The organism is Brachyspira alvinipulli ATCC 51933, from assembly GCF_000518245.1.
GTDB classification, from domain to species: domain Bacteria; phylum Spirochaetota; class Brachyspiria; order Brachyspirales; family Brachyspiraceae; genus Brachyspira; species Brachyspira alvinipulli.
The window spans coordinates 1-22,776 of the sequence record NZ_KI912408.1; the positions used below are offsets into that span (position 1 = coordinate 1).

The 22,776-nt window shown below is 26.3% G+C and carries 21 protein-coding genes and 1 pseudogene; 18 read left to right on the plus strand and 4 right to left on the minus strand.

Translation table 11 applies throughout. The features are described from left to right. The first annotated feature begins 202 nt into the window (after positions 1-202). The 8 genes and pseudogenes from T324_RS0115405 to T324_RS0115440 all read left to right on the plus strand — a co-directional run bounded on the left by T324_RS0115405 (position 203) and on the right by T324_RS0115440 (position 12,893). Complete coding sequence (locus T324_RS0115405) at positions 203-2,134, plus strand: lysozyme inhibitor LprI family protein (RefSeq protein WP_028331065.1); 1,932 nt, start codon at positions 203-205, stop codon at positions 2,132-2,134. A 124-nt stretch (positions 2,135-2,258) separates the two neighbouring features. Continuing rightward, positions 2,259-3,193, plus strand: a pseudogene (locus tag T324_RS17550) (Rpn family recombination-promoting nuclease/putative transposase). Positions 3,194-3,368: 175 nt separating this feature from the next. Further along, entirely contained in the window at positions 3,369-5,072 is a 1,704-nt protein-coding gene (locus tag T324_RS0115415) for an ankyrin repeat domain-containing protein (RefSeq protein ID WP_028331066.1), read from the plus strand. Between the two features lie 139 nt (positions 5,073-5,211). After that, positions 5,212-6,414 carry a hypothetical protein gene (locus T324_RS0115420; protein ID WP_028331067.1) on the plus strand — a complete coding sequence of 401 codons (1,203 nt, stop codon included), beginning with the start codon at positions 5,212-5,214 and terminating at the stop codon, positions 6,412-6,414. A gap of 35 nt (positions 6,415-6,449) precedes the next feature. Next, positions 6,450-7,532 (plus strand): ankyrin repeat domain-containing protein, encoded by a 1,083-nt coding sequence (locus T324_RS0115425; protein WP_028331068.1) that lies wholly within the window; start codon positions 6,450-6,452, stop codon positions 7,530-7,532. Positions 7,533-7,645: 113 nt separating this feature from the next. Further along, positions 7,646-9,574, plus strand: coding sequence for a lysozyme inhibitor LprI family protein (locus T324_RS0115430; RefSeq protein WP_028331069.1), 1,929 nt, complete (start codon positions 7,646-7,648; stop codon positions 9,572-9,574). A 127-nt stretch (positions 9,575-9,701) separates the two neighbouring features. Then, a complete protein-coding gene (locus tag T324_RS0115435) occupies positions 9,702-10,802 on the plus strand; it encodes an ankyrin repeat domain-containing protein (RefSeq protein ID WP_028331070.1) in 1,101 nt (366 codons plus the stop codon). A 138-nt stretch (positions 10,803-10,940) separates the two neighbouring features. Beyond that, the gene (locus T324_RS0115440; RefSeq protein ID WP_028331071.1) at positions 10,941-12,893 is read left to right on the plus strand and encodes a lysozyme inhibitor LprI family protein; all 1,953 of its coding nucleotides are present in this window, start codon (positions 10,941-10,943) and stop codon (positions 12,891-12,893) included. 66 nt (positions 12,894-12,959) lie between these two features. Here T324_RS0115440 and arsS read toward each other — a convergent pair whose 3' ends face one another. From arsS to T324_RS0115460, 4 genes are all read right to left on the minus strand, one after another. Further along, a complete protein-coding gene (gene arsS, locus T324_RS0115445; protein ID WP_028331072.1) occupies positions 12,960-13,913 on the minus strand; it encodes an arsenosugar biosynthesis radical SAM (seleno)protein ArsS in 954 nt (317 codons plus the stop codon). Positions 13,914-13,934: 21 nt separating this feature from the next. Further along, positions 13,935-14,849, minus strand: coding sequence for a hypothetical protein (locus T324_RS0115450; RefSeq protein ID WP_028331073.1), 915 nt, complete (start codon positions 14,847-14,849; stop codon positions 13,935-13,937). Continuing rightward, entirely contained in the window at positions 14,846-16,222 is a 1,377-nt protein-coding gene (locus T324_RS0115455; RefSeq protein ID WP_028331074.1) for an SLC5/6 family protein, read from the minus strand. Before T324_RS0115455 ends, T324_RS0115450 begins: the two co-directional genes overlap by 4 nt. Positions 16,223-16,415: 193 nt before the next feature. After that, on the minus strand, positions 16,416-16,844 hold the full coding sequence (locus T324_RS0115460) for a rhodanese-like domain-containing protein (protein WP_028331075.1): 429 nt from the start codon (positions 16,842-16,844) through the stop codon (positions 16,416-16,418). A gap of 440 nt (positions 16,845-17,284) precedes the next feature. Here T324_RS0115460 and T324_RS0115465 point away from each other — a divergent pair, with 440 nt between their 5' ends. The 10 genes from T324_RS0115465 (at position 17,285) to T324_RS0115500 (ending at position 22,769) form a co-directional block, all read left to right on the plus strand. Then, entirely contained in the window at positions 17,285-18,046 is a 762-nt protein-coding gene (locus T324_RS0115465) for a TVP38/TMEM64 family protein (protein WP_028331076.1), read from the plus strand. Continuing rightward, the gene (locus T324_RS0115470; protein WP_038375360.1) at positions 18,030-18,707 is read left to right on the plus strand and encodes a TVP38/TMEM64 family protein; all 678 of its coding nucleotides are present in this window, start codon (positions 18,030-18,032) and stop codon (positions 18,705-18,707) included. The genes T324_RS0115465 and T324_RS0115470 overlap by 17 nt, the downstream gene beginning before the upstream one ends. 27 nt (positions 18,708-18,734) lie before the next feature. Then, the gene (locus tag T324_RS17555; RefSeq protein ID WP_051436871.1) at positions 18,735-19,454 is read left to right on the plus strand and encodes a YdjY domain-containing protein; all 720 of its coding nucleotides are present in this window, start codon (positions 18,735-18,737) and stop codon (positions 19,452-19,454) included. A gap of 33 nt (positions 19,455-19,487) precedes the next feature. Continuing rightward, positions 19,488-19,817 (plus strand): hypothetical protein, encoded by a 330-nt coding sequence (locus tag T324_RS18660; protein WP_245580745.1) that lies wholly within the window; start codon positions 19,488-19,490, stop codon positions 19,815-19,817. A gap of 35 nt (positions 19,818-19,852) precedes the next feature. Next, positions 19,853-19,999 carry a hypothetical protein gene (locus T324_RS18665; RefSeq protein WP_245580746.1) on the plus strand — a complete coding sequence of 49 codons (147 nt, stop codon included), beginning with the start codon at positions 19,853-19,855 and terminating at the stop codon, positions 19,997-19,999. Beyond that, entirely contained in the window at positions 19,965-20,180 is a 216-nt protein-coding gene (locus T324_RS18670; protein ID WP_425387444.1) for a hypothetical protein, read from the plus strand. Before T324_RS18665 ends, T324_RS18670 begins: the two co-directional genes overlap by 35 nt. A 118-nt stretch (positions 20,181-20,298) precedes the next feature. Further along, complete coding sequence (locus tag T324_RS0115485) at positions 20,299-21,000, plus strand: YdjY domain-containing protein (RefSeq protein ID WP_028331078.1); 702 nt, start codon at positions 20,299-20,301, stop codon at positions 20,998-21,000. A 20-nt stretch (positions 21,001-21,020) separates the two neighbouring features. Next, positions 21,021-21,422: a hypothetical protein gene (locus T324_RS0115490; RefSeq protein ID WP_028331079.1), complete on the plus strand. Its 402-nt coding sequence runs from the start codon at positions 21,021-21,023 to the stop codon at positions 21,420-21,422. 2 nt (positions 21,423-21,424) lie between these two features. Next, a complete protein-coding gene (locus T324_RS0115495) occupies positions 21,425-22,087 on the plus strand; it encodes a TIGR04282 family arsenosugar biosynthesis glycosyltransferase (RefSeq protein WP_028331080.1) in 663 nt (220 codons plus the stop codon). A gap of 1 nt (position 22,088) precedes the next feature. Next, on the plus strand, positions 22,089-22,769 hold the full coding sequence (locus T324_RS0115500; RefSeq protein ID WP_028331081.1) for a TIGR04283 family arsenosugar biosynthesis glycosyltransferase: 681 nt from the start codon (positions 22,089-22,091) through the stop codon (positions 22,767-22,769). The last annotated feature ends 7 nt before the right edge of the window (positions 22,770-22,776 follow it).

The window sequence follows — 22,776 nt, forward strand, 5'->3', positions numbered from 1 at the left end:
CTGACATTCGTTAGAATGGCAGGAGCTTATTAACGAACAAGTTTTTATAAATGATATAAAAACTATAGTAATAAAAATAAATAAAAAATATTGAAGTGCCAGCATTATATATGTATGTACTTTTTTTATTAATATTTTGTAATTGAAATTTTGATAATTTTAATTTATTATACAAAAATAAAATACTTATGGACGGTTTAATATGAAAAATGTTATTTCTATAATTGCATCATTTATTTTAATGATTGCTATAATTTCATGCGGCGGCGGAAACAAAGAAGCAAATCAAACATCACAAAATACCAACTCTCAAACTTCATCAGACAATCAAAGTAAACAAACAGATAATCAAAAAGAATTTTTTGATATGAAATATGTTTATAAAGGTGTTAGAGTAGATAAAGCTAAATTTGATGAAGAGCTTAAAAATTTAAGAGAAAATAATGAAAAAGCAAAAAGAAATTTTGATTTTCTTAATAGTAAATTTGCAAATGATGATGAAAGAAAAAAATATTCTATAGAGTTTATATCAAATGTTAATTATGATCCATTTAGTGAAACATTCAGCACTTGGGATAAATATAATGAAGATTTGACAGATTATTATGCTGATGAACATTTATATGTAGATCAGAATTTAGCATTAAAAAAAGCAAGAGAAGAATTATTAAAATTAAATAAAAAAGATGCTGATGTTTATTTAGCTTTGTTCTTATCTCATTTTGCTTGCGATTCGCTTTATTATTTTGAAGAAGAAAAAAAGTATTTAACAGAATGGAAAAAAGCAGGCGGAACTAATATATCTATGATGATAGCAAAGTATGATGATGATAATGCTTACAGCAATAAAATGAAATTAGTTGATTATATAATAGAAGCTCCTGATTCTTTAAGAGCAGAAAAATTAGTTGCTGATGCTTATAACAATGGTTTCTCTAGATATATTGCAAAAAATAATGGATATATAGATTTATTTAATGAAAATAATTATTCTTTAAGTTCAATTGAATTGGAAGGTACAGCTCATATAGCTGCAGTAAATATAGTACAGGAAATACTTAATACGAATATAATAAATAAATATTTAAAAACCTATGTTATAAATAGACTCAGCAATGATAAATTATATTTTGATGATGCGGAGTATTTTAGAAATTATTACGGAATTGATTTGATGGAGTATTATGACGGATGGAATGGACTTAGTTTTCTTCAGTTTAAGAAAAATACATTCTTAATTGAATCAAGAGTAAATATGCATTATTATAATCCTGAGTTTATGAATGATCATATATACGCTTCATTTGAAGAAGTAAAAACTTATAATTTCAGACTTGGAGATATAGATAAAGTAGAATCTGCTGAAATTAATTCAATTTCTACAAATGATTTGAAAGATTATACTAAAAGCTCTAAATTTATAAGTTTCGGTAAATTTGATGGAGAAAAATATTTGGAGTATATAGATGAAACAATGGGTTGGCGTATATATTTTCCATCTTTCTTTTTATGCGACATAAATAATGACGGCAAAGAAGAATTAATGCTTTCAGGGGATTATGATTATGGCGGAGGAAGAGGCGGTACAGTGAATTTTACTTTACTTTTGAAAGAGAATTTGGAAGTAGATTTTGATTCAGAAATAGGACAGCTTATTAATAATAATGATTTTCAAAATTTAAACTGTATTCAAAAAATATATACTGAAGACGGTAAAAATAAAATGTTTTTATTAGATAAATCTTATAATAAAGCACTTGATATATTCATTGATAATAATGAAATAAAGAATGCAGAAGTTTTTAATTATATTACATATAGTTATCAGCCAAAATTGAAATGGAAAGGAAGTATACTTGACGGAGTACCTGAAGGAGCTTTAAAAACTGATGCCAGCTTTGATATGTCTAAAGCAGAAAATTCATCAGATAAAGCAATAGTTTCAGACAGAACTTTGAGAATGGCTGACAGACTTATAAGCGATGCATATTTTGCTAAAAAAGAAACTTTGGATAAACAAGGTCAGGAAGAATTGTTGGAGCAAAGAAGAGCAGAAATCAAAACTATTCAGGAAGCAAAAGGCGATATTAAAGCAATAGAATCTGAAATGCTTAAGATTTTGAATATACAATAATTTTTTGTAAGAAATATATTTAATAAAAAGTGTATGCATTATATATGTGTACACTTTTTTATTGTAAAAAATATCAAAATTTAATGAACTTTACTTTTATAATTATTTTTTGTATAATAATATTATGAGAGATTTTGATAAATTAAGACAAATATTAAATGAACCTGTTACAGTTGAAAATTTAAATAGAATTAATGATTATTTTGTACGCTATTTGTTTTCGCATGCTGGCAATGAAAATATAGCTTTAAATTTTATTAATGCCGTATTTAAAGATTTAGACTTTGAAACTTTTAAGAAAATAGAAATATTGAATCCATCGCCGAAGGCGGGCAGTCGCCTTAATATAGCAGAAAATTATGATGAAAAAGAATCTATAGTGGATATTAAGGCTACTACAGAAACAGGAATAACTGTTTTAATAGAAATACAATCCAGAGGCAATGAAGATTTTATAAAAAGAGCTTTATATTATTGGGCTTATAATTATAGTTCTAGTTTAAATAGAGGTTCTTTTTATGATGAGTTAAAACCTGCGGTAAGTATAAATATTACTAATTTTATATTAACTGATGAGGATAAAGTACATACTTGTTATATTTTAAAAGAATTAACTAATAATAAAATTCTAACAGATCATTGTCAATTACATTTTGCACCGGAGGTGGGCTGTGCCTAGAGCTTCCTAAATTCAATTTAAAAAATATTTCTGAAATAGAAAGTTTAGATAATATACATAAAGAATTTATTTCTTGGGTCAAGTTTTTTAAGGGGGAAGATATGTCTATCTTAATGAAAGAAAATACTATATTTGAAGAAGTAGAAAAGAAATGCCGTACTTTTGTTAATGATAGTCCTGTAATGGATAAGTATAAAAAACGAGAAGTAGATACATATTTCTTTAATAAAAGTATGGAGTTAGATATAAAAAAGGCTAAAGAAGAAGGTATTAAAGAAAATCAAATATTGACAGCTAAAAATATGAAAAATAAAAATATGGATATTAAACTTATTAGTGAATTAACAGGATTAAGTATAAAAGAAATAGAAGAATTATAATAAAAATTATGAGTGTATTTTAATTTTACTTAAAATACTATAAAAAATAATTTTTTATAAAAGTGCATGCATTATATATGTATGCACTTTTTTTATTATAGTAATATTCCATAATTGAAATTTTGATTATTCTAATTTATAATGCGAAAACAACAATACATACAGAGGGTTTACTATGAAAAATTTTATTTCTATAATTGCATCATTTATTTTAATTACTGCTATAATTTCCTGCGGCGGAAACAAAGAAACAAATCAATCAGAACAAAATACTCAAACTAATCAAACTCAAACAAATGAACAAGTATATATCAATCCAACAACTACAAATAATAATAATAATAATACAGATATTGATATCAATATTAATGAAAATAATGATATTAATAAAACTAAATATACTAATGAATATATTCAAGGTACAGAAATGGATCCTATACCTACAGGATATAAAAAAATAGATGAAATACTCAATGAACATAAATATAAAGCACCAATATACGAAATATCAGAATTATTGTCAGAGGAAGGACTAGAAGGAAAAATCACTGAATATACAAATTTTAGTGATAAATATATATTTAAAGATTCTACTCCTTTGTTTTTGGCAGTACAATTCGGATACAATGATTTAGCAAAAGAGCTTATAAAAGAAGGTGCTGATGTTAATGCCAGAGTAGATGATATGGAAACAGAAGGCGGTATTGATATGCTTTATCATGCTGTTAGAAACAATAATGTTGAAATGAGTAAAATATTAATTGATGAAGGAGTTGATGCAGGCAGAGAATATGGTTATGAATATCCTTATTATTTAACAGATATTGCTATTAGAAACAATAATCTTGATATGCTTAAAATACTTCTACAAAGCGGAGATATTGATTTGGAATCAAGCTTAATTCCTGATGCCATAGAAGAAAATAATATAGAAATGGTTAAATATTTAATATCTATAGGACAAGATGTAAATGCTCAAATATTTGCAGATGGATTTTGGATTAACTCTCCTATGAAAGTAGCAGCTCAAAATGGCAATATAGAAATAGCTAAGCTTTTAATTGATGAAGGCGCCAATTTAAACTCAAGCGATGATTATATAGGTTCAGCTATTGATTATGGTAATTATGATATAGCTAAATTATTAATAGATAATGATGTTTTTAATCTTAATACTAATACAACTATAGAGCAAGCTATAGAATTAGCAAAGGAGAAAAAATATTATGAAATAGAAAAATTATTATCAAGCGAAGATTCAAACAATATAGCTGGATATGATGAATTAATGAATGCTGTATCAAAAGGAGATATGAAAGCATTAGAAAAACTTATAAAAGATGATACTGATTTAAATAAACAATATGATAAGATTACGCCTCTTAATTTAGCTGCTGCTAGAAATGATAAAGAAATGGTTAAATTCCTAGTAGAAAAAGGTGCTGATATAAATTTAGAAGATGGATACGGATATACTCCTTTAATAATAGCAATTAAGTATCGTAATATAGGTTTAGCTAAAAATATTATTGATTTGAAGCCTGATTTAAATGCTATATGTTCAGCAACAGGAGATACTCCTTTAACATATTTGGTAAATGCCAAGAAGTACGGCGGCGTAGCGTATCTTTGTTATTATATGATAAAAAATGGTGCTGATATAAATAAAAAGAATAAGGAAGGAAATACTCCATTAATGATTGCAGCTGCAAGTTATAATTATGCTATTGTTGGAGTTCTTGTAAATATGGGTGCCGATTATAATATTAAAAACAAAGAAGGACAAACAGCCATTGATATTGCTTCAGCTAGAGATGATAGTTCAGCGCTTCATCACATGACTAATCCAAGCGATTTAGAACATTATCTTAGTTATTAATAAATAATAAAAAAGTGTATGCATTATATATGTATGCACTTTTTATATAATCATTTTAACTATATACTTTACAATTTATAATTATAAGTTATAATTCATTTTCAAATATTTATAAAATACCTATAAGGGGTTATGAAAGATGTCTGAAAACAAGTTAATGAATTGGAGCAGTAAAAAAATAATATATTTTATATTAGTACTTGTATTAATGCTAATTTCTTCTATTCCTGCTAATATATATGTATTATTATTTGATACTGAATATAATGCTGAAAGATTAATTTACAATATGATTTTCAATAGTTTTTATTTTCAACTTTTTTTATTTTTTTGTTATTCATTTTTATTCAGCATAAACAGCAATTTTGAAAATGTTAATAAAAGAACAATACTAATAACATTTTTGTCATTTTTACTTTTATTTTTGCTTAGCATATTTACTTCATCGCCTTTAAAAAATGAAATACCTGATATGCTTGAATTTTTTAAATCTAATATAATGATTAATAAAAGTATATTATCCTATATAATGTTTTTTATTATAATACTTTTAGCTGATAATAATTTTAATATAAAAAACAATACATATAATAGTTTTACTAAGCTAGGAGATATAATTTTCTTTTCTATAATAGCTGCAATTATTGCATTTATATTTTGGATATTTATTGTTTTTTTATGTGATAAATTTATTTTTAGAACTAATATAGCAGGTGATTTAGAACCTTTAATTGAAAAGCTTATTTTTATGTCTATTATATTTGTTCTTTCTATAATACCTTTTATATTTTTCTTTGTGCAAAAGAGATTTAAAACTGTTTTATCAATATATATTTCTCGAGGATTATTATTTTTATATTCATTTTTAATATTCGCTTTATTTTTTGCCTTACTATATGAACCTATAAGACCATTTGAAAATACGAAGTCTTTTATAATTTATAATGTATTATTAATTTTATCCATTTTTACTTTATACTTTATAAGAGCTGACTATAAAGCTGGAGTCATAACAAAAGCAATGTATATAATATTTCCAATACTGGCATTTTTATTTAATATATTAGTGTTAAGTGCAAGCGTATATAGAGTGATTATTTCAGAAGTAAAAATAAATGAAATTTCTATTGCAGTTCTTAATATAATAATAGCTGTTAATTTAATATATATAATAGTACAAAATATAAAGTCTATATTAAAAATATTAAAGAACAATATCAATATAAATGAGGCAGTTATTGGAAATAATAAAATATATAGCTTCATTTATATTTATGGTATTTATTCATTTATTTTTTCTTTTATAGCTCCTATTGTAATGGTATTTTTATTAAAAAAATAAATAAAAGTTTAATAATTTAAAGAGGTTTATGAATTATGAAAAAATTAATATTTATTTTATTTTTATTTAGTCTGTACTTATACAGTCAAACTGATAATAAAATTAAAGCTTATGAAAAATTAAGAGAATATGTGAATGAAGGCAATGTTAAAGAAGCTGAGAATATTCTTAAGAAATATAATGTCAATATAAATGATCTTGATTATGAAGATTTTACATTATTATCACATGCAGTTATGGATAATAATATAGAAATGGCTAAACTTCTTCTAAAATATAAAGCGGATGTTAATACTGTAGTAAATGATGGCGATACTGCATTGATACTTGCAGTTGATAATAATAATATGGAAATGGTTAAACTACTTTTAAGTCATGCTGCTGATATTGATTATCAAGGCTTTAGAGGAAGAACAGCATTATTTTGTGCTTTAGAATATAATAGAAAAGAAAATATTGAAATGGTAAAACTCTTAATCAAAAATAAAGCAGATGTTAATATAGCTTATGATGGAGATTATGAGAATGAAGAAACACCTTTAATGTATGCTGTTATGAAAGGCTATAAAGAAACGGTAAAAATTTTGATTGCAAATAAAGCCGATATAAACAGGAGAAATAGAAATAATGCAAATGCTTTGATTTATGCTTATATGTTCGGCCATGAGGATATAGCAGATATTTTACTTCAAAATGGTTCTGATTCTTTGGATAAAAGTTTGAAAGTTTGTGATCTTAATCAATCAACTTTGCTTAATCTTAATGTTCCATTGATAAATGCTGCACACTATTCTACCAATGAAGTTTTTTTACAAAAGCTAATTGATAGTGGTGCATATAAAGATTATGATTATGATACTGCATTGAGAGAAGCCGCTTCTTATAATAATATTAATGCTGTAAAAGTGCTTATTAAAAATAATGCAGATGTTAATGTTCAAAATAGAGGCGGTATGACAGCATTGATGTCGGCTTGTCGTAACGGAAATTTAGAGATGACAAAAATGCTTTTAGATGCTGGTGCTGATAAAAGTATAAAAAGAGGTAATTATGATGCATTGTATTATGCCAGAGAATACGGAAAAAATGAAGATATAATAAAATTACTCACAAAATAGTTATAGTATTTATAAAAAGCGTATGCACTTTTTTATTGTTAAAATATTTCTAATTGAAATTTAAATTATTCTAATTTATAATGCAAAACAACAATACATATATTGGGTACAATATGAAAAATTTTATTTCTATAATTGCAGCATTTATTTTAATGATTGCTGTAATTTCATGCGTCAGCGGAAACAAAGAAGCAAATCAAACAGAACAAAATACTAATTCTAAAACTTCATCAGACAATCAAAAAGAATTCTTTGATATGAAATATGTTTATAAAGGTGTTAGAGTAGATAAAGCTAAATTTGATGAGAGGCTTAAAAATTTAAGGGAAAATAATGAAAAGGCAAAAAGAAATTTTGATTTTCTTAATAGGAAATTTGCAAATGATGATGAAAGAAAAAAATATTCTATAGAGTTTATATCAAATGTTAATTATGCTACATTAAATCTAAAATTCTTAATAAGCTGGGGTAACTTGGGTATATATAGTGAAGTTGAAGATTATTATGCTGTTGGATATTTATATGTTGATCAAAATTTAGCATTAAAAAAAGCAAGAGAAGAATTATTAAAATTAAATAAAAAAGATGCTGATGTTTATTTAGCTTTGTTCTTATCACATTTTGCTTGCGATTCGCTTTATTATTTTGAAGAAGAAAAAAAATATTTAACAGAATGGAAAAAAGCAGGCGGAACTAATATATCTATGATGATAGCAAAGTATGATGATGATAATGATTACAGCAATAAAATGAAATTAGTTAATTATATAATAGAAGTTCCTGATTCTTTAAGAGCAGAAAAATTAGTTGCTGATGCTTATAAAGATAATTTCTATAGATACATTGTAAAAGATAATGGATATATAGATTTATTCAATGAAAATAATTATTTTTTAACTTCAATTGAATTGGAAGGTACAGCCCGTTTATCTTCAATAAAGATAGCAGAAGAAATAGGCAATACAAATATAATGAACAAATATATAAAAACTTATATAAATAATAGATTAGCTAATGATGATATAGAGGACTATTTAGAATATTATCAAAATTATTACAATATTAATGCCGTTTATTGTTATGACGGTTGGAACAGCCTTAATTTACTTGAATTTAAAAAGAATACATTTTTAATTGAAAGCACTATGAAAGGATTAGTAAATATGCATTATTATAATCCTGAGTTCATAAAAGATAATTTATATGCTTCATTTAAAGAGATAAAAAATTATAATTTCAGACTTGGAGATATAGATAAAGTAAAATCTGCTGAAATTAATTCAATTTCTACAAATGATTTGAAAGATTATACTAAAGACTCTCAATTTATAGATTCAGGCAACTTTGATATGGAACAATATTCATCTTATATAGCTAGCAACATGTATTATCCTTTACATGAAGTATCTTTCTTCTTATATGATATCAATAATGACGGCAAAGAAGAATTAATGCTTTCAGGAGAATATACTAGTTCTGCAGGAAGAGGCGGTATAGCACATTATACTTTACTTTTAAAAGATAATTTGGAAATAGATTTTGATTCAGAAAAAGGACAGTTTATTAATTATCGAGATTTTCAAGATTTGGGATGTACTCAAAAAATATACACAGAAAATGGTAAAAATAAAATGTTTTTATTGGATACTCTTAATAATGAAGCATATGATATATTCATTGATAATAATGAAATAAAGAATGCAGAAGTTTTTGATTATATTACATATAGTTATCAGCCAAAATTGGAATGGAAAGGAAGCATACTTAATGGAGTACCTGAAGGAGCTTTAAAAACTGATGCAAGTTTTGATATGTCTAAAGCAGAGAATGCATCAGATAAGGCAATAGTATCAGACAGAACTTTGAGAATGGCTGACAAGCTTATAAGCGATGCATATTTTGCTAAAAAAGCTGCTTTAGATAAACAAGGTCAGGAAGAATTATTAGAACAAAGAAGAGCAGAAATCAAAACTATTCAGGAAGCAAAAGGCGACATTAAAGCGATAGAAGCTGAAATGCTTAAAATTTTGAATATACAATAATTTTAATAGTTTCAATAAAAGTGTATGCATTATATGTATACACTTTTTTATTAATATTTTATAATTGAAATTTTAATTATTATAATTTATTATATTTAAAAATAACAATACTTATGGATGGTACTTTATGAAGAAATTGCTTATATTATTTAGTATGTTTTTATTTAGCCTATGCTTATACAGTCAAACTGCTGATGAAAGTGAAGTTTATAAACAATTAAAAGATTATGTAAACAAAGGCAATATCAAAGAAACTGAAAATATTATAAAAAAATATAATGTTGATTTAAATCATTATTATGATGAAAATTATACATTATTAGCGTATGCAGTTACGAATGATAATATGGCAATGGCTAAGCTCCTTTTGAAATATAAAGCAGATGTTAATGCTCCGTCATACGAAGGAATGAGTGCGTTAATACTATCAGTTATTTATCATAAGAATATAGAAATGGTTAAACTTCTTTTAAGTTATGGTGCTGATATTAATCAAAAATGCGATTTAGAAGGTAATGCATTATTTTATGCTTTAGATTATTATACTAAAGAAAATATTGAAATGGTAAAATTTTTAATTGCAAATAAAGCTGATGTTAATATATTATATCATGGATTCGATGGAAATGAAGAAACACCTTTAATGTATGCTGCTATGAAAGGCTATAAAGAAACGGTAAAAATTTTGATTGCAAATAAAGCTGAAGTTAATAAAAGAAATAGAAATAATGCTAATGCTTTGCTTTATGCTTATATGTTCGGGCATAAAGATATAGTAGATATTTTACTTCAAAATGGTTCTGATTCTTTAGATAAAACTTTGGAAAGCTGCGATCTTAATCAAAGAACTTTCCTTAGTATGAATATTCCATTAGTTACTGCAATAATGCATTTAGATGATGATGCGTTTTTACAGAAGTTAATTGACAATGGTGCAGATGTAAATTGCAGAGCTTCTGATGACAATACTGCATTAATGATGGCAGCTTCACTTAATGATGCAGGTGCTGTAAAAGTGCTTCTCAAAAATAATGCTGATGTGAATCTGCAAAATAGATATGGTCTAACTGCATTGATGAATGCTTGTATGAACGGAAATTTAGAAATAGCAAAAATGCTTTTAGATGCTGGTGCTAATAAAAGAATAAAAAGTAATGAGAAAAAAGATGCATTATACTATGCCAAAATAAGAGGAAAAAACATAGAGCTAATAAGACTTCTTGAATAATAGTTAGAATCTTAATTCTAAAAAGTGTATGCATTATATATGTATGCACTTTTTTTATTGTCAAAATATTTTATAATTGAAATTTTGCTAATTTTAATTTATGATACGAAAAACGATAATACGTATATAGGGTTTAATATGAAAAATATTATTTCTATAATTACAGCATTTACTTTAATGATTACTATAATTTCATGCGGCGGCAGCAAGGAAACAAATCAAACAGAACAATCACAAAAAATTAATACTCAAACTAATATATCAACATCAGATAATCAAAAAACAGAAACTAAAAAAGAATTCTTTGATATGAAATATGTTTATAAAGGTGTTAGAGTAGATAAATCTAAATTTTATGAAGAACTTAAAAATGCAAGAGAAAATAATGAAGAGGCAAAAAGAAATTTTAATTTTCTTAATATAAAATTTGCAAATGATGATGAAAGAAAAAAATATTCTATAGAGTTTATATCAAATGTTAATTATGCTCTATTTAATGAAACATTCAGCAGTTGGGATAGATATAATGAAGATTTGACAGATTATTATGCTGATGAACATTTGTATGTTGATCAAAATTTAGCATTAAAAAAAGCAAGAGAAGAATTATTAAAATTAAATAAAAAAGATGCTGATGTTTATTTAGCTTTGTTCTTATCACATTTTGCTACAGATTCTCTTTACTATTTTGAAGAAGAAAAAAAGTATTTAACAGAATGGAAAAAAGCAGGCGGAACTAATATAGCTATGATGATATCAAAGTATGATGATGATAATGCTTACAGCAATAAAATGAAATTAGTTGATTATATAATAGAAGCAGATGATTCTTTAAGAGCAGAAAAATTAGTTATTGATGCTTATAATAATAATTTCTATGGATATATTGTAAAAAATACTGGATATATAGATGTATTTAATGAAAATAATTATTCTTTAACTTCAATTGGATATGACGGTACGGCTAGTATAGCTTATTTAATATATGTACCAGAAATAGTTAATACAAATATAATAAACAAATATATAAAAACTTATATAAAAAATAGATTAAGCGATGATAATATAAATGAGTATTTAGCGTATTATGAAAATTATTACAATCTTGAAACTGATGATGCATATAATGGATGGAACAATCTTAATTTACTTGAGTTTAAAAAAAATACATTTTTAATTGAAAGCACTATACGCGGACCGGTAAATATGCATTATTATAACCCTGAGTTTATAAGAGATAATTTATATGCTTCATTTGAAGAAATAAAAACTTATAATTTCAGACTTGGAGATATAGATAAAGTAAAATATGCTGAAATTAACTTAATCTCTACAAATAATTTGAAAGATTATACCAAAGATTCTAAATTTATAAGTTTTGATAAATTTAATAAAGAGGAATATTCAGATTATGTAATGGAAGCAATAAATTCTCGTTGGCCTTTAAATTACCTGTCTTTCTTTTTATGTGATATTAATAATGACGAAAAAAAAGAATTAATGGTTTCAAGCGAGTATCACTATGCAGGAGGAAGAGGCGGTGTAGTACATTATACTTTACTTTTGAAAGATAATTTGGAAATAGATTTTGATTCAGAAATAGGACAGCTTATTAATAATAATGATTTTCAAAATTTAAACTGTATTCAAAAAATATATACTGAAGACGGTAAAAATAAAATGTTTTTGTTAAATGAAACTGCTAATGAAGCTTTGGATATATTCGTTGATAATAATGAAATAAAGAATGCTAAACATTTTAATTATATTACATATAGTTATCATCCTAAATTGGAGTGGAAAGGAAGTATACTTGACGGAGTACCTGAAGGAGCTTTAAAAACTGATGCAAGTTTTGATATGTATAAGGCAGAAAATGCATCAGATAAAGCAATAGTGTCAGACAGAACTTTAAGAATGGCTGATAAACTTATAAGTGATACATATTTTGCTAAAAAAGCTACTTTGGATAAACAAGGTCAGGAAGAATTATTGGAGCAAAGAAGATCAGAAATAAAAGCTATTCAGGAAGCAAAAGGCGATATTAAATCAATAGAAACAGAAATGCTTAAGATATTAAATATAAAATAATTAAAAAGTTCTTCTATAAATAAAACAATTATAAAAGAAAACAATTATAGAAGAACTTTTCTATAATTATTGCAAATTTCCTTGACAGCTGCTGCCCTCACCTGCCGTACATCCGTAGCAATAATCTTCTACTACTATATTATTATTCTTAAAATCATCAATAGTTAAATCTTTTATATATGAAGACTTACCATTTAAAGATGTTAAATTTTTCATTTGATTAAAATCACAGTCATATACTTTACCGTCATAGCCTATATTAATAGTATTTAAACACATAACTTTATAAGCATTGGAAGCATTAAAATTATCCTCAAGAAGCTGCATATAATTTTCATACTTATTATTTTTTTTAAGTTTTTCCTCAAATCTCCCTATAGGTATATTTGTAATAGTATATAAATTATTAAATACTATATTATGTTCATTTTTTAAATGTTCTTTATAATCTTTTTCTAATTCCATTTGAGATGCTGGCAAATAATCATCAAGCGGATTATATACCAAATTTATAATTAAATCTTTATCAACACCATATCCTACAGAGTTTAAATATTTAAGCATATCTATACATTTTTCATAAGTTCCGTTTCCTCTTTGCTCATCTACATTTTCTTTTGTATAGCAAGGAAGAGAAGCAACCAACTCTACCCTATTGTTTTTAAAAATATCTATAAGCTCTTTTTTATCCTCCAAAATGGTTAAATTAGTTCTTAATATGATTCTATTAACATTTTGTAATTTTCTAATATCTTCTATAAAATCAGATAAAAAATCACAATTTTCAGGAGCTCCTCCTGTAATATCCACATCTATTTCTTTATTGCAGTTTTTTATGAATTTAATACAATCATCAAGAACTTCTTTACTTATAGATTCATTTCTATTTTTACCCGCATCCACATGACAATGAGAGCAATGCAAATTACAATTATATCCTGTATTAATTTGTACAGTCTCTATATCCTTCTTTTTTAATTCTATATTATATTTTTTTAAAGTTTCTGAAAAATGTGTCATATTTATATACTCCTTAATTTTTTATAATATTTCAAAACCTTTTATTAATGCTTTTTCTATTCCATATTCAGTTCCGTTTACTATTCTATCTCTGTATGATAAAGATGCCTCGCTTTCTAAAGGCCATACATCATCAAACCATTTTAAAAATTTATCATTATCATATATTACAGGAACAGCCTCCGCATACAAATTATTTATCTTATCTCTATAAATAGCATTTTTATTTATAAAACTTGATATTCTTGTTATCAACCCGTAAATTTTTCCTTTAAAATTAGGCATGCCAGCTGCCCCATTATTTATTACTATACCATTTTTAAGCTTAACAGCAGCAGGAAAACAAGTATGAGTTGATGCTAAAATATTTATATTATTCTCTATAAACCAGTTTTCAAGTTCCTCCTGTCTTTCCTCTTTCTCTAAATATTCAGCAGAACATTCCCATCCGCTTAACGATTTTTCATCTCCATGAGTTACAGCTATCCTTTGTCCCATCATTTCTAATACAATATCTTTATTTCTCTTTGATAAAATATTTTTATACTGAGGCAAATAATCCATAACCTTTTTGAGTTTTTCATGTATAATATTGGATCTATTAACTATATCATCGGAAACATAACTCGGATATGAACATCCGCACCCCATATTTCCCTCTCTAAAAAGCTCTCTTTCAACATTTCCTAATAACTTCTGAGAATTTTCTGACATATCTTCTACCGCTTGAAAGTCTTCTGCTCTAATATCAAACCAATGCATATCCCCGTTAAATACAAGAAGAACATCTTTTTCAGCTTTAGTCATATTATTTATTTCTTTTAAAGACTCTATGTTTCCATAAAGCCCTCCAATAATATATATTACAGGACTTTCTATAAATAATGAATTTTGAAATGAACTTTTGCTTAAATAATAATCAGACGGGCATGTCATACTCTATCCTTTTTCACAATTATGCTCGGTATAATATAAGCCAGAAAGCATAATATAGTTCCGTACAAATTTACGCCTAATAATAAAGCACTTTTTCCTTCTCCTATGCTAAATATTTTTGGAATTATTCCTATTGTATAAGCTATTCCTAATAAAATACCTATCCAAAAACTTAAATGAAATCCTATTTTAGTAGGCTTAAAAACACCATGCAGTAAAAATATAGGCGAAAGCCCTATTACCATAGTACCGCTTATGGTTGTTGCAGCAAGTATATTAGTTCCAGCTATCATAGGCAAATTTCCTACAATAGCGAACAATACCATAACAATCATACCTGCAGCTCTGGCTTTATCCCCTAAATCTATACCCTTTATATTCGGCAAATCCTGAGCCGCTAATTTAGACAAACTTGAAAATGTAGAATCTAAAGTTGAACCTGCCGCAAATATCATTAGCACTGCCATTAAAAGAAATGCAAATACGGACATGTTTTTAGCAACATCAGCAGGTACATTGCCGCTTAAAACTATATTTTCTAGTTTTGCATGTATTCCTATAAAGCTGAATATAAGTATAACAATAAAACCTAATATTCCAGATACTGCAAATGCTTTTAACATATCTTTCTCATCGGATATAAATCCCCTGTCTGTCAATACTGGATCATGAAACGGATAGCTGAATATTTGTATAAATGTTACAAGAAGCAAATCCACTCCCCCAGCTAAAGTCCAGCTTCCTGATGATATATATTGATTCAAAGAATGCTTAGGTATTATCCAAACAGCAATAAAAATAAATATTATAACAAACAAAACAGTCTGTATAGTGTCTGTAATAATAGAACTTAATAATCCTCCTTTCATTGAGTATATTAAAGTTATTATTGTAAATATTGAAGCAGCTATTATAAAATTTGTGCTCCCGCCTGCTCCATAATAGCCACCTATAACAGAAGAATTGCTCCAAATTTCGTTAAATAGTCTAATAAGTATTGCTGCAGAAAATGATAAAGCAGCTGCATTTCCATAATTATCTTTCAAAAAACTGACAAGGCCTTTAGCATTATATTTTTTTCTTAATCTATATATAGCAAAACCTGATATCGGTATGCATAACCAGTATAATGCATATGCCGCACCGCCTACAATGCCGTAAGCAGCGCCTAAATTTGCTGCATTCGTAACAGATTTTGCGAATATCCAGCTTATAAAAATACTTGACGTTAATATAAATGCAGAAGGTTTATTGCCGTATTTATCCTCGCCGTTGAAAAAACTCTTAATAGTTAAAGCTTTCGGAGATAAAAGCGTCATTGTGACTCCGTATAAGCCTAGAAATCCCCAAAAAAATACAGATGTTAATTCCATAAATAATTACCTTTATTAAAATCAGCATAAATCTATACTAAATTGATAGATTTATGCCAGTTTATAAATTAATTGATTTGTTATTAAAGTTATTAAAATTATAGATTCACGATCTAATTAGAATTAAATAAGAGGGATTTTATCCTTATAAAAAATTAAAAGAATGTATTTCATAATTAAATTCTGATTTTTATTATTGAGCCAAAGCTTTAGAAAACTCATCATATCCTGCATTATTAAGGTTATTTATATTAGTAAAACCCAAATCAGCCATTATTTGAGAAGCCTGTCCTGAACGGTTGCCTGATCTGCAGAATATTATATATTCTCTGCTTTTATCTAATGAAGATACATTTTCTTTGAAGTCGGGTGCTTTAAAATCTATATTGGTAGCGCCTTCTATAGCACCTGTTTCTTTAATCTCATCTGGAGTTCTAACATCTATTAATATGATGTCAGGATTTGATTTCCATAAAGTTACTACTTCATCCACGGTTAAATTCTTATAGCTTGCAGCACTTTCTTTAGTTTCTGTCTGCTGCTGAGACGATGAAGATGAATTACTGCAGCTTATTATTAGTGAAAGCAAAACTATAAAAGAAATTATAATATTTTTTTTCATAATAAAAAATTCTCCTTTTTTAATAAAATAAAAATTTTCATCTATAATAACATACAAAGAATTATAGTCAATAAAAAATTATTTCAAATAATGACAGCAAAATACTTTTAAATTAGTATTTTTCAATTTTTATAAATAAAAGTATTAAATGTAAAAATTCATACTATAAAAGAAATATATTTTTCATACAATACTTGATATTTTTATTTTTTTTGTTAATGTTCTTGATATTTTTATTTTTTATTGTTAATATTACGGTATTAACTTATTATTGGACCGCATATGTTAAAAATATATTCCAAAATAAAATTTAATACTTTCTTTAACAAACATAAATTCCCTCTCAAATAATTTATTATAGTCCGTGAGACTTATATTTACAAATTCAATAAAAATTATAAAACCTAAATAAAATTTTTTATAAACTCAGGAGTTTATTTATGAAGCAATTCATAGTTGAAAATAAAAAATCGATAATAAAAAAAGTTGTTTTATTATTAATAATTGCATTATGTATATTATCATACTTTTTTATACCAGCAGTAAACAGGCAGCTTAATACAATATTCAAAATGTTTGCTACAGGCGATTTTAATGTTGTAAAAGAATTCGTGGCATCTTACGGGCATTATGCAATGGCTGTTTCATTTATACTTATGGTTCTTCAATCTGTAGTAGCTCCATTACCTGCATTTTTACTTACATTTGCAAATGCTAATTTATTCGGCTGGAAAGCTGGGGCATTATTATCTTGGTCCAGTGCTATGGCCGGCGCTGCGGTATGTTTTTATATAGCTAGAATACTTGGAAGGGATTTTGTTGAAAAACTTACAAGCAAAACAGGGTTAAAACAAATAGATGAATTCTTTGCAAAATACGGAAAACAAAGCGTTCTTATAGCAAGACTTCTTCCTTTCATCTCTTTTGATATAGTAAGCTATGCTGCAGGATTAACTTCTATGAATTTTTTAAGTTTTTTTATAGCAACTGGCATAGGACAGCTTCCTGCTACAATAGTTTATTCATATGTAGGAGGGATGCTCACAGGCGGAGCTAAACTATTTGTTACAGCTCTTTTAATATTATTTGCTTTATCTGCATTGATAATTCTATTAAGACAAATATATAAAAGCAGAAAAGATAAAGCTAATCTTGCAAATAATTTAGAAAAAAATATAGACAGCAATGAAATTGAAAACTAAATACATTAAATTAATAATATTTATAATAGCTATTATTGCTATTGTTATAGTTAATCATCATTATAAATTACATGATAAAATTCATAATTTTGATGATTTTAGATATATGATAGGCGATAATATTGTTAAAGCATCTATAGTATATATTGTCATAACTGCTATTGGAAGTTCTGTATTAGCATTGCCTGGCATTACTTTTGCATTATTTTCTGGTATATTATTCGGTCCTATACTTGGGATTATATTATGCTCAATATCCTCTACATTAGCTGCTATAATATCTTTTTTAATCTCAAGATTTTTCCTAAAAGATACAATAAAACCTCTTGTAGAAAAGAATAAATATTTAAATAAACTTTTATTTGAGGACGGAAATAAAAATGCAATGCTGCTTTTAATGATTACAAGATTAGTTCCATTATTTCCGTATAATATACAAAATTTTGCTTACGGTATAACGGATGTCAGTTTTATGCAGTATTCTATATACACATTTTTATTTATGCTCCCTGGAATATCTTTATTTACTATAGCATCTGTTGGAATAGTCTCTGAAAATAATAAATATTTATATTTTTCAATTGCCGCAATAATATTGGTGCTGGTATTGATTATATCATATTTTTTAAAAAGAAAATATGTGAATAATAAATCTATTTAGTATATTAACATATTATGGAGTTATATTATGAATAACAAAATTATTTTATTTCTATTATCTATACTTATGCTAATATCATGTAATAAACAATCAGCAGAGGAAAGTAAATACAATAACGGAAAATTAACTAATTCTATGGGAAGTGTAATATTAAGAGATGAAGGGGCTGTTCCTGCTGTTATAAATAATGATAAAAAAGAAGTAACAATAGAAGCTTTAGTTAATGGAAAATATTTTAATACCCCATCAAGACATCATGGAATAGTATTTAAAGGCGGCAAATATGGGGACAGAGGCTTATTGATAGGACTTACAGATGAAAGAGAATTTTATCAGGCATTAAAAGATATAGGATGTGTTGAAGGAAACAATTTAACTATAGAAGATATGAAGTTATCCAAAGCGGTTAAAGGCGAACCATTTAATGTATTTGTTACTTGGGAAGGATTAGGTAAAGAAATACCTTTTGAGGATATAATAAAATCTTCTGAAAATAGAATGATGATAGTAAGATTCGGAGGAAATTTTGAGGCTGCTAAAGCAAGCAGAACTGGATGTATATTATGTCTTGACAGCTGTCCTATTGCTATAACAAGTGACTCTTCATTTACTACAGCTGAACTTGAAAATAAAAAGATCGATAAATATTTGAGGGAAGATATAATGCCTGCTGACGGCAGTAAAGTATATGTTATATTTAGGATGAAGCAATTAGACTGCTGTTCAGTAGCAATAAATAATGATTAAAATATATTTATTTTATTTAAATGGAGTAAACATATGAATAAAAAACTTATTTTAACTTTATTATTTATATCCATATTGGCATCATGTAATAAACAATCTTCTTCCTCACAATCAGAAAACACTGCAGTTAATGAAATCAAAGAAGAATTAACCAATTCTATGGGAAGCATAATATTAAGAGATGAAGGTGCTGAGCCTGTTGTAATAGATATAGAAAAGAAAGAAATTATAGTTCCTGCAGAAGTTAATGGACAATATTTTAACTCTCCTACAAGACATGGGTTTGCATTTTATAAAGGACTTGTGGGCAATAAAGCTGTTTTAAGAGTTTTTCAGATGAAAGAGAATTTTATCAGGCATTAATAGATATAGGAGCAGTACCCGGCAACAATTTAACTATGGAAGACATGAAATTAGAAAAAACAGTTGATGGTCAAAAATTAGATGTATTTATTACTTGGGATGGTTTGGGAAAAGAAATACCTTTCTCTGATATAATAAGATCAGATGATGAAAAGACCTATGGAGATAAGATTCGGAGGTAATTTTGAAGCTGCCAAAGCTAAAAGGACAGGCGGAATATTATGCCTTGATAGCTGCGCTATGGCTATAACAAGCGATGTTGCTTATGAGGCTGGGGTGCTGTTAATAGGAAGATACGGCAGAGAGGACGTACTTCCTGCAGACGGTACTAGAGTTTCTGTTATATTCAGAATAGCTGAATAAAAATTATATAGTTAGAATTTAAATTAATATTTTAAAATAAAAATTACGAGCACCATTCTTTAGAATGGTAGGTATTTATAAGCGGGTAATTTTTATGAATATATAAAGGAGCAAAAGTATGAACAAAAAACTTATTTCAATTTTATCAGCATGCTTATTATTCATATTTATGTTAATATCATGCAGTAATCAATCATCATCAAACACTTCTTCTGCCAATACAGAATTAACTAACTCTATGGGAAGTGTAATATTAAGAGATGAAGGAGCTGAACCTATTGTAATAGATATAGAGAAAAAAGAGGTTATAGTTCCAGCAGAAGTAAATGGTAAATATTTTAATTCACCAACAAGACATGGTGTTGTATTTGATAGAGGTTCTAACGGCGACAAATCTGTTTTAAGAGGATTAGCTGATGAAAGAGAATTCTATCAAGCATTAATTGATATAGGAGCAGTGCCAGGCAACAATTTAACTATGGAAGATATGAAATTAGAAAAAACTGTTGATGGTCAAAAACTTGATGTATTTGTTACTTGGGATGGTTTAGGTAAAGAAATTCCTTTCGCTAATATAATAAGATCTGATGATGAAAGACCTATGGATATTAGATTCGGCGGAAATTTAGAGAATGCTAAGGATAAAAGAACAGGATGTATACTATGTCTTGATAGCTGTGCAGTTGGTATAACTAGCGATGCTGCTTATGAAACTGGTGCTGTTGAAATCAAAAAAATAGGCAGATACGGAAGAGAAGATGTATTGCCTGCAGATGGTACTAGAGTTTCTGTTATATTCAGAATAGCTACAAATAATTAATAAAATAAAAGGATTGATAAGTGAAATATTTTGTTGCGTTATATAATACTTTTTTATGGGCTATGCTTATTGCTTTTATTATGTTTAAAAATGTATGGCTTGAAATGCGTGTTAATATAGGATTATGTTTTTTTGTAATATGGGCTTTATTATTTATAATATTTTCTTTTATTAATAATAAAAAACATATTTTTAAAAAATATTTAATATTTTCACTTATCAATCTAGTTTTATGTTTCATATTAACTTTAATAATATTATCTCCATCAGCCATAGCATATACTCCATCTTCAATTGTAAGAGATGGTTTATTCATTTTTAGATCATTAAGGCTAAATTTAATAAATATTATATTGTCTATATTTATAATAGCAGGTATATTAATTATATCTGTTTCATCATTAATAAAGAAAAGATCATAGCAATGAAATCCAATGCTTTAATAATATTTACAAGAATACCAATCGCAGGTAAAACCAAAACTAGACTGCAAACAAAATTACTGCCGGAAGAATGTGCTGATATACACAAATGTTTTCTAAAAGATATATATAAAAAAATGAAAGAACTAAAACATAATGACATTGATATTATTATATCTTATAATCCGGATGGAGATTTAAATATATTAAAAGAAATATTTTATGATGAAAAAATGTATATAAAACAGGCAGTAAATACTCCTAATGAAAATGATAAAATTTATAATTCTATGAAAGAAATATTTTCTTTAGGTTATAAAAAATCTATATTAATAGGAACTGATATACCGGAAATAAGCAAAGAAAATATAATTGATTCTTTCAATTTATTGGATAATAATGATTTTGTATTCGGTCCTAGCTATGACGGAGGATACTATTTAGTTGGAATGAAAGAATACAATGATGTAATAGTTAAAACTAATAGCGGTACGCTTAATAATATTTTGAATGCTATAGAAAATATTAACTTGAAATATTCAATAATAGAAAAAAGATATGATATTGATGAATATAATGATTTAATTGAATTGAATAATAGAATAAATAATAATAAAATAGAGTTAGAAAATACAAAGAACTTTTTTAAAAACATAGGATTGTAGGGTGTCTGTTTCTATAATTATACCTATATTAAATGAAGAAAATATAATAGAGAGATTAATTAAAAATTTGAATGATTTAGAAGGAGAATTTGAGGTAATATTTTCTGACGGCGGAAGCAGAGATAAAACAGTTAATATAATAAAAAATATTAGTAATTATAAAATAGTTAATTCTAATAAAGGCAGAGCTAAACAATTAAATGCAGGGGCTAAAGAAAGTAAATACGATATACTTTTGTTTCTGCATGCTGATAGTATTATAGAAAAAGATATACTAACAAAGATAGAAAATTTCATTAAAAATAATAACAAAGCAGGATGTTTAAAAATCAAATTTGACAGCAATAAAATATTAATGCGTATATGCGGATTTTTATCTAATCTAAGAGTAAGGTTAAGACATATAGCATTCGGGGATCAGGGAATATTTATAGAAAGAAAATTATTTTTTGATATAGGAATGTTTGATGATATACCTCTTATGGAAGATTATAAATTATCAATAAAATTAAAGAAAATATCCCCTATTATAAATATTAATTCATATATAATTTCATCTTCAAGGCGTTTTGAAAAAAATGGAATTATAAAAACTATGATATATATGCAGAAACTTCAGTATATGTTTAGAAATGGTGAAGATATAGAAAAAATAGCTAATATATATAATAATATGAAATGAGGATTTT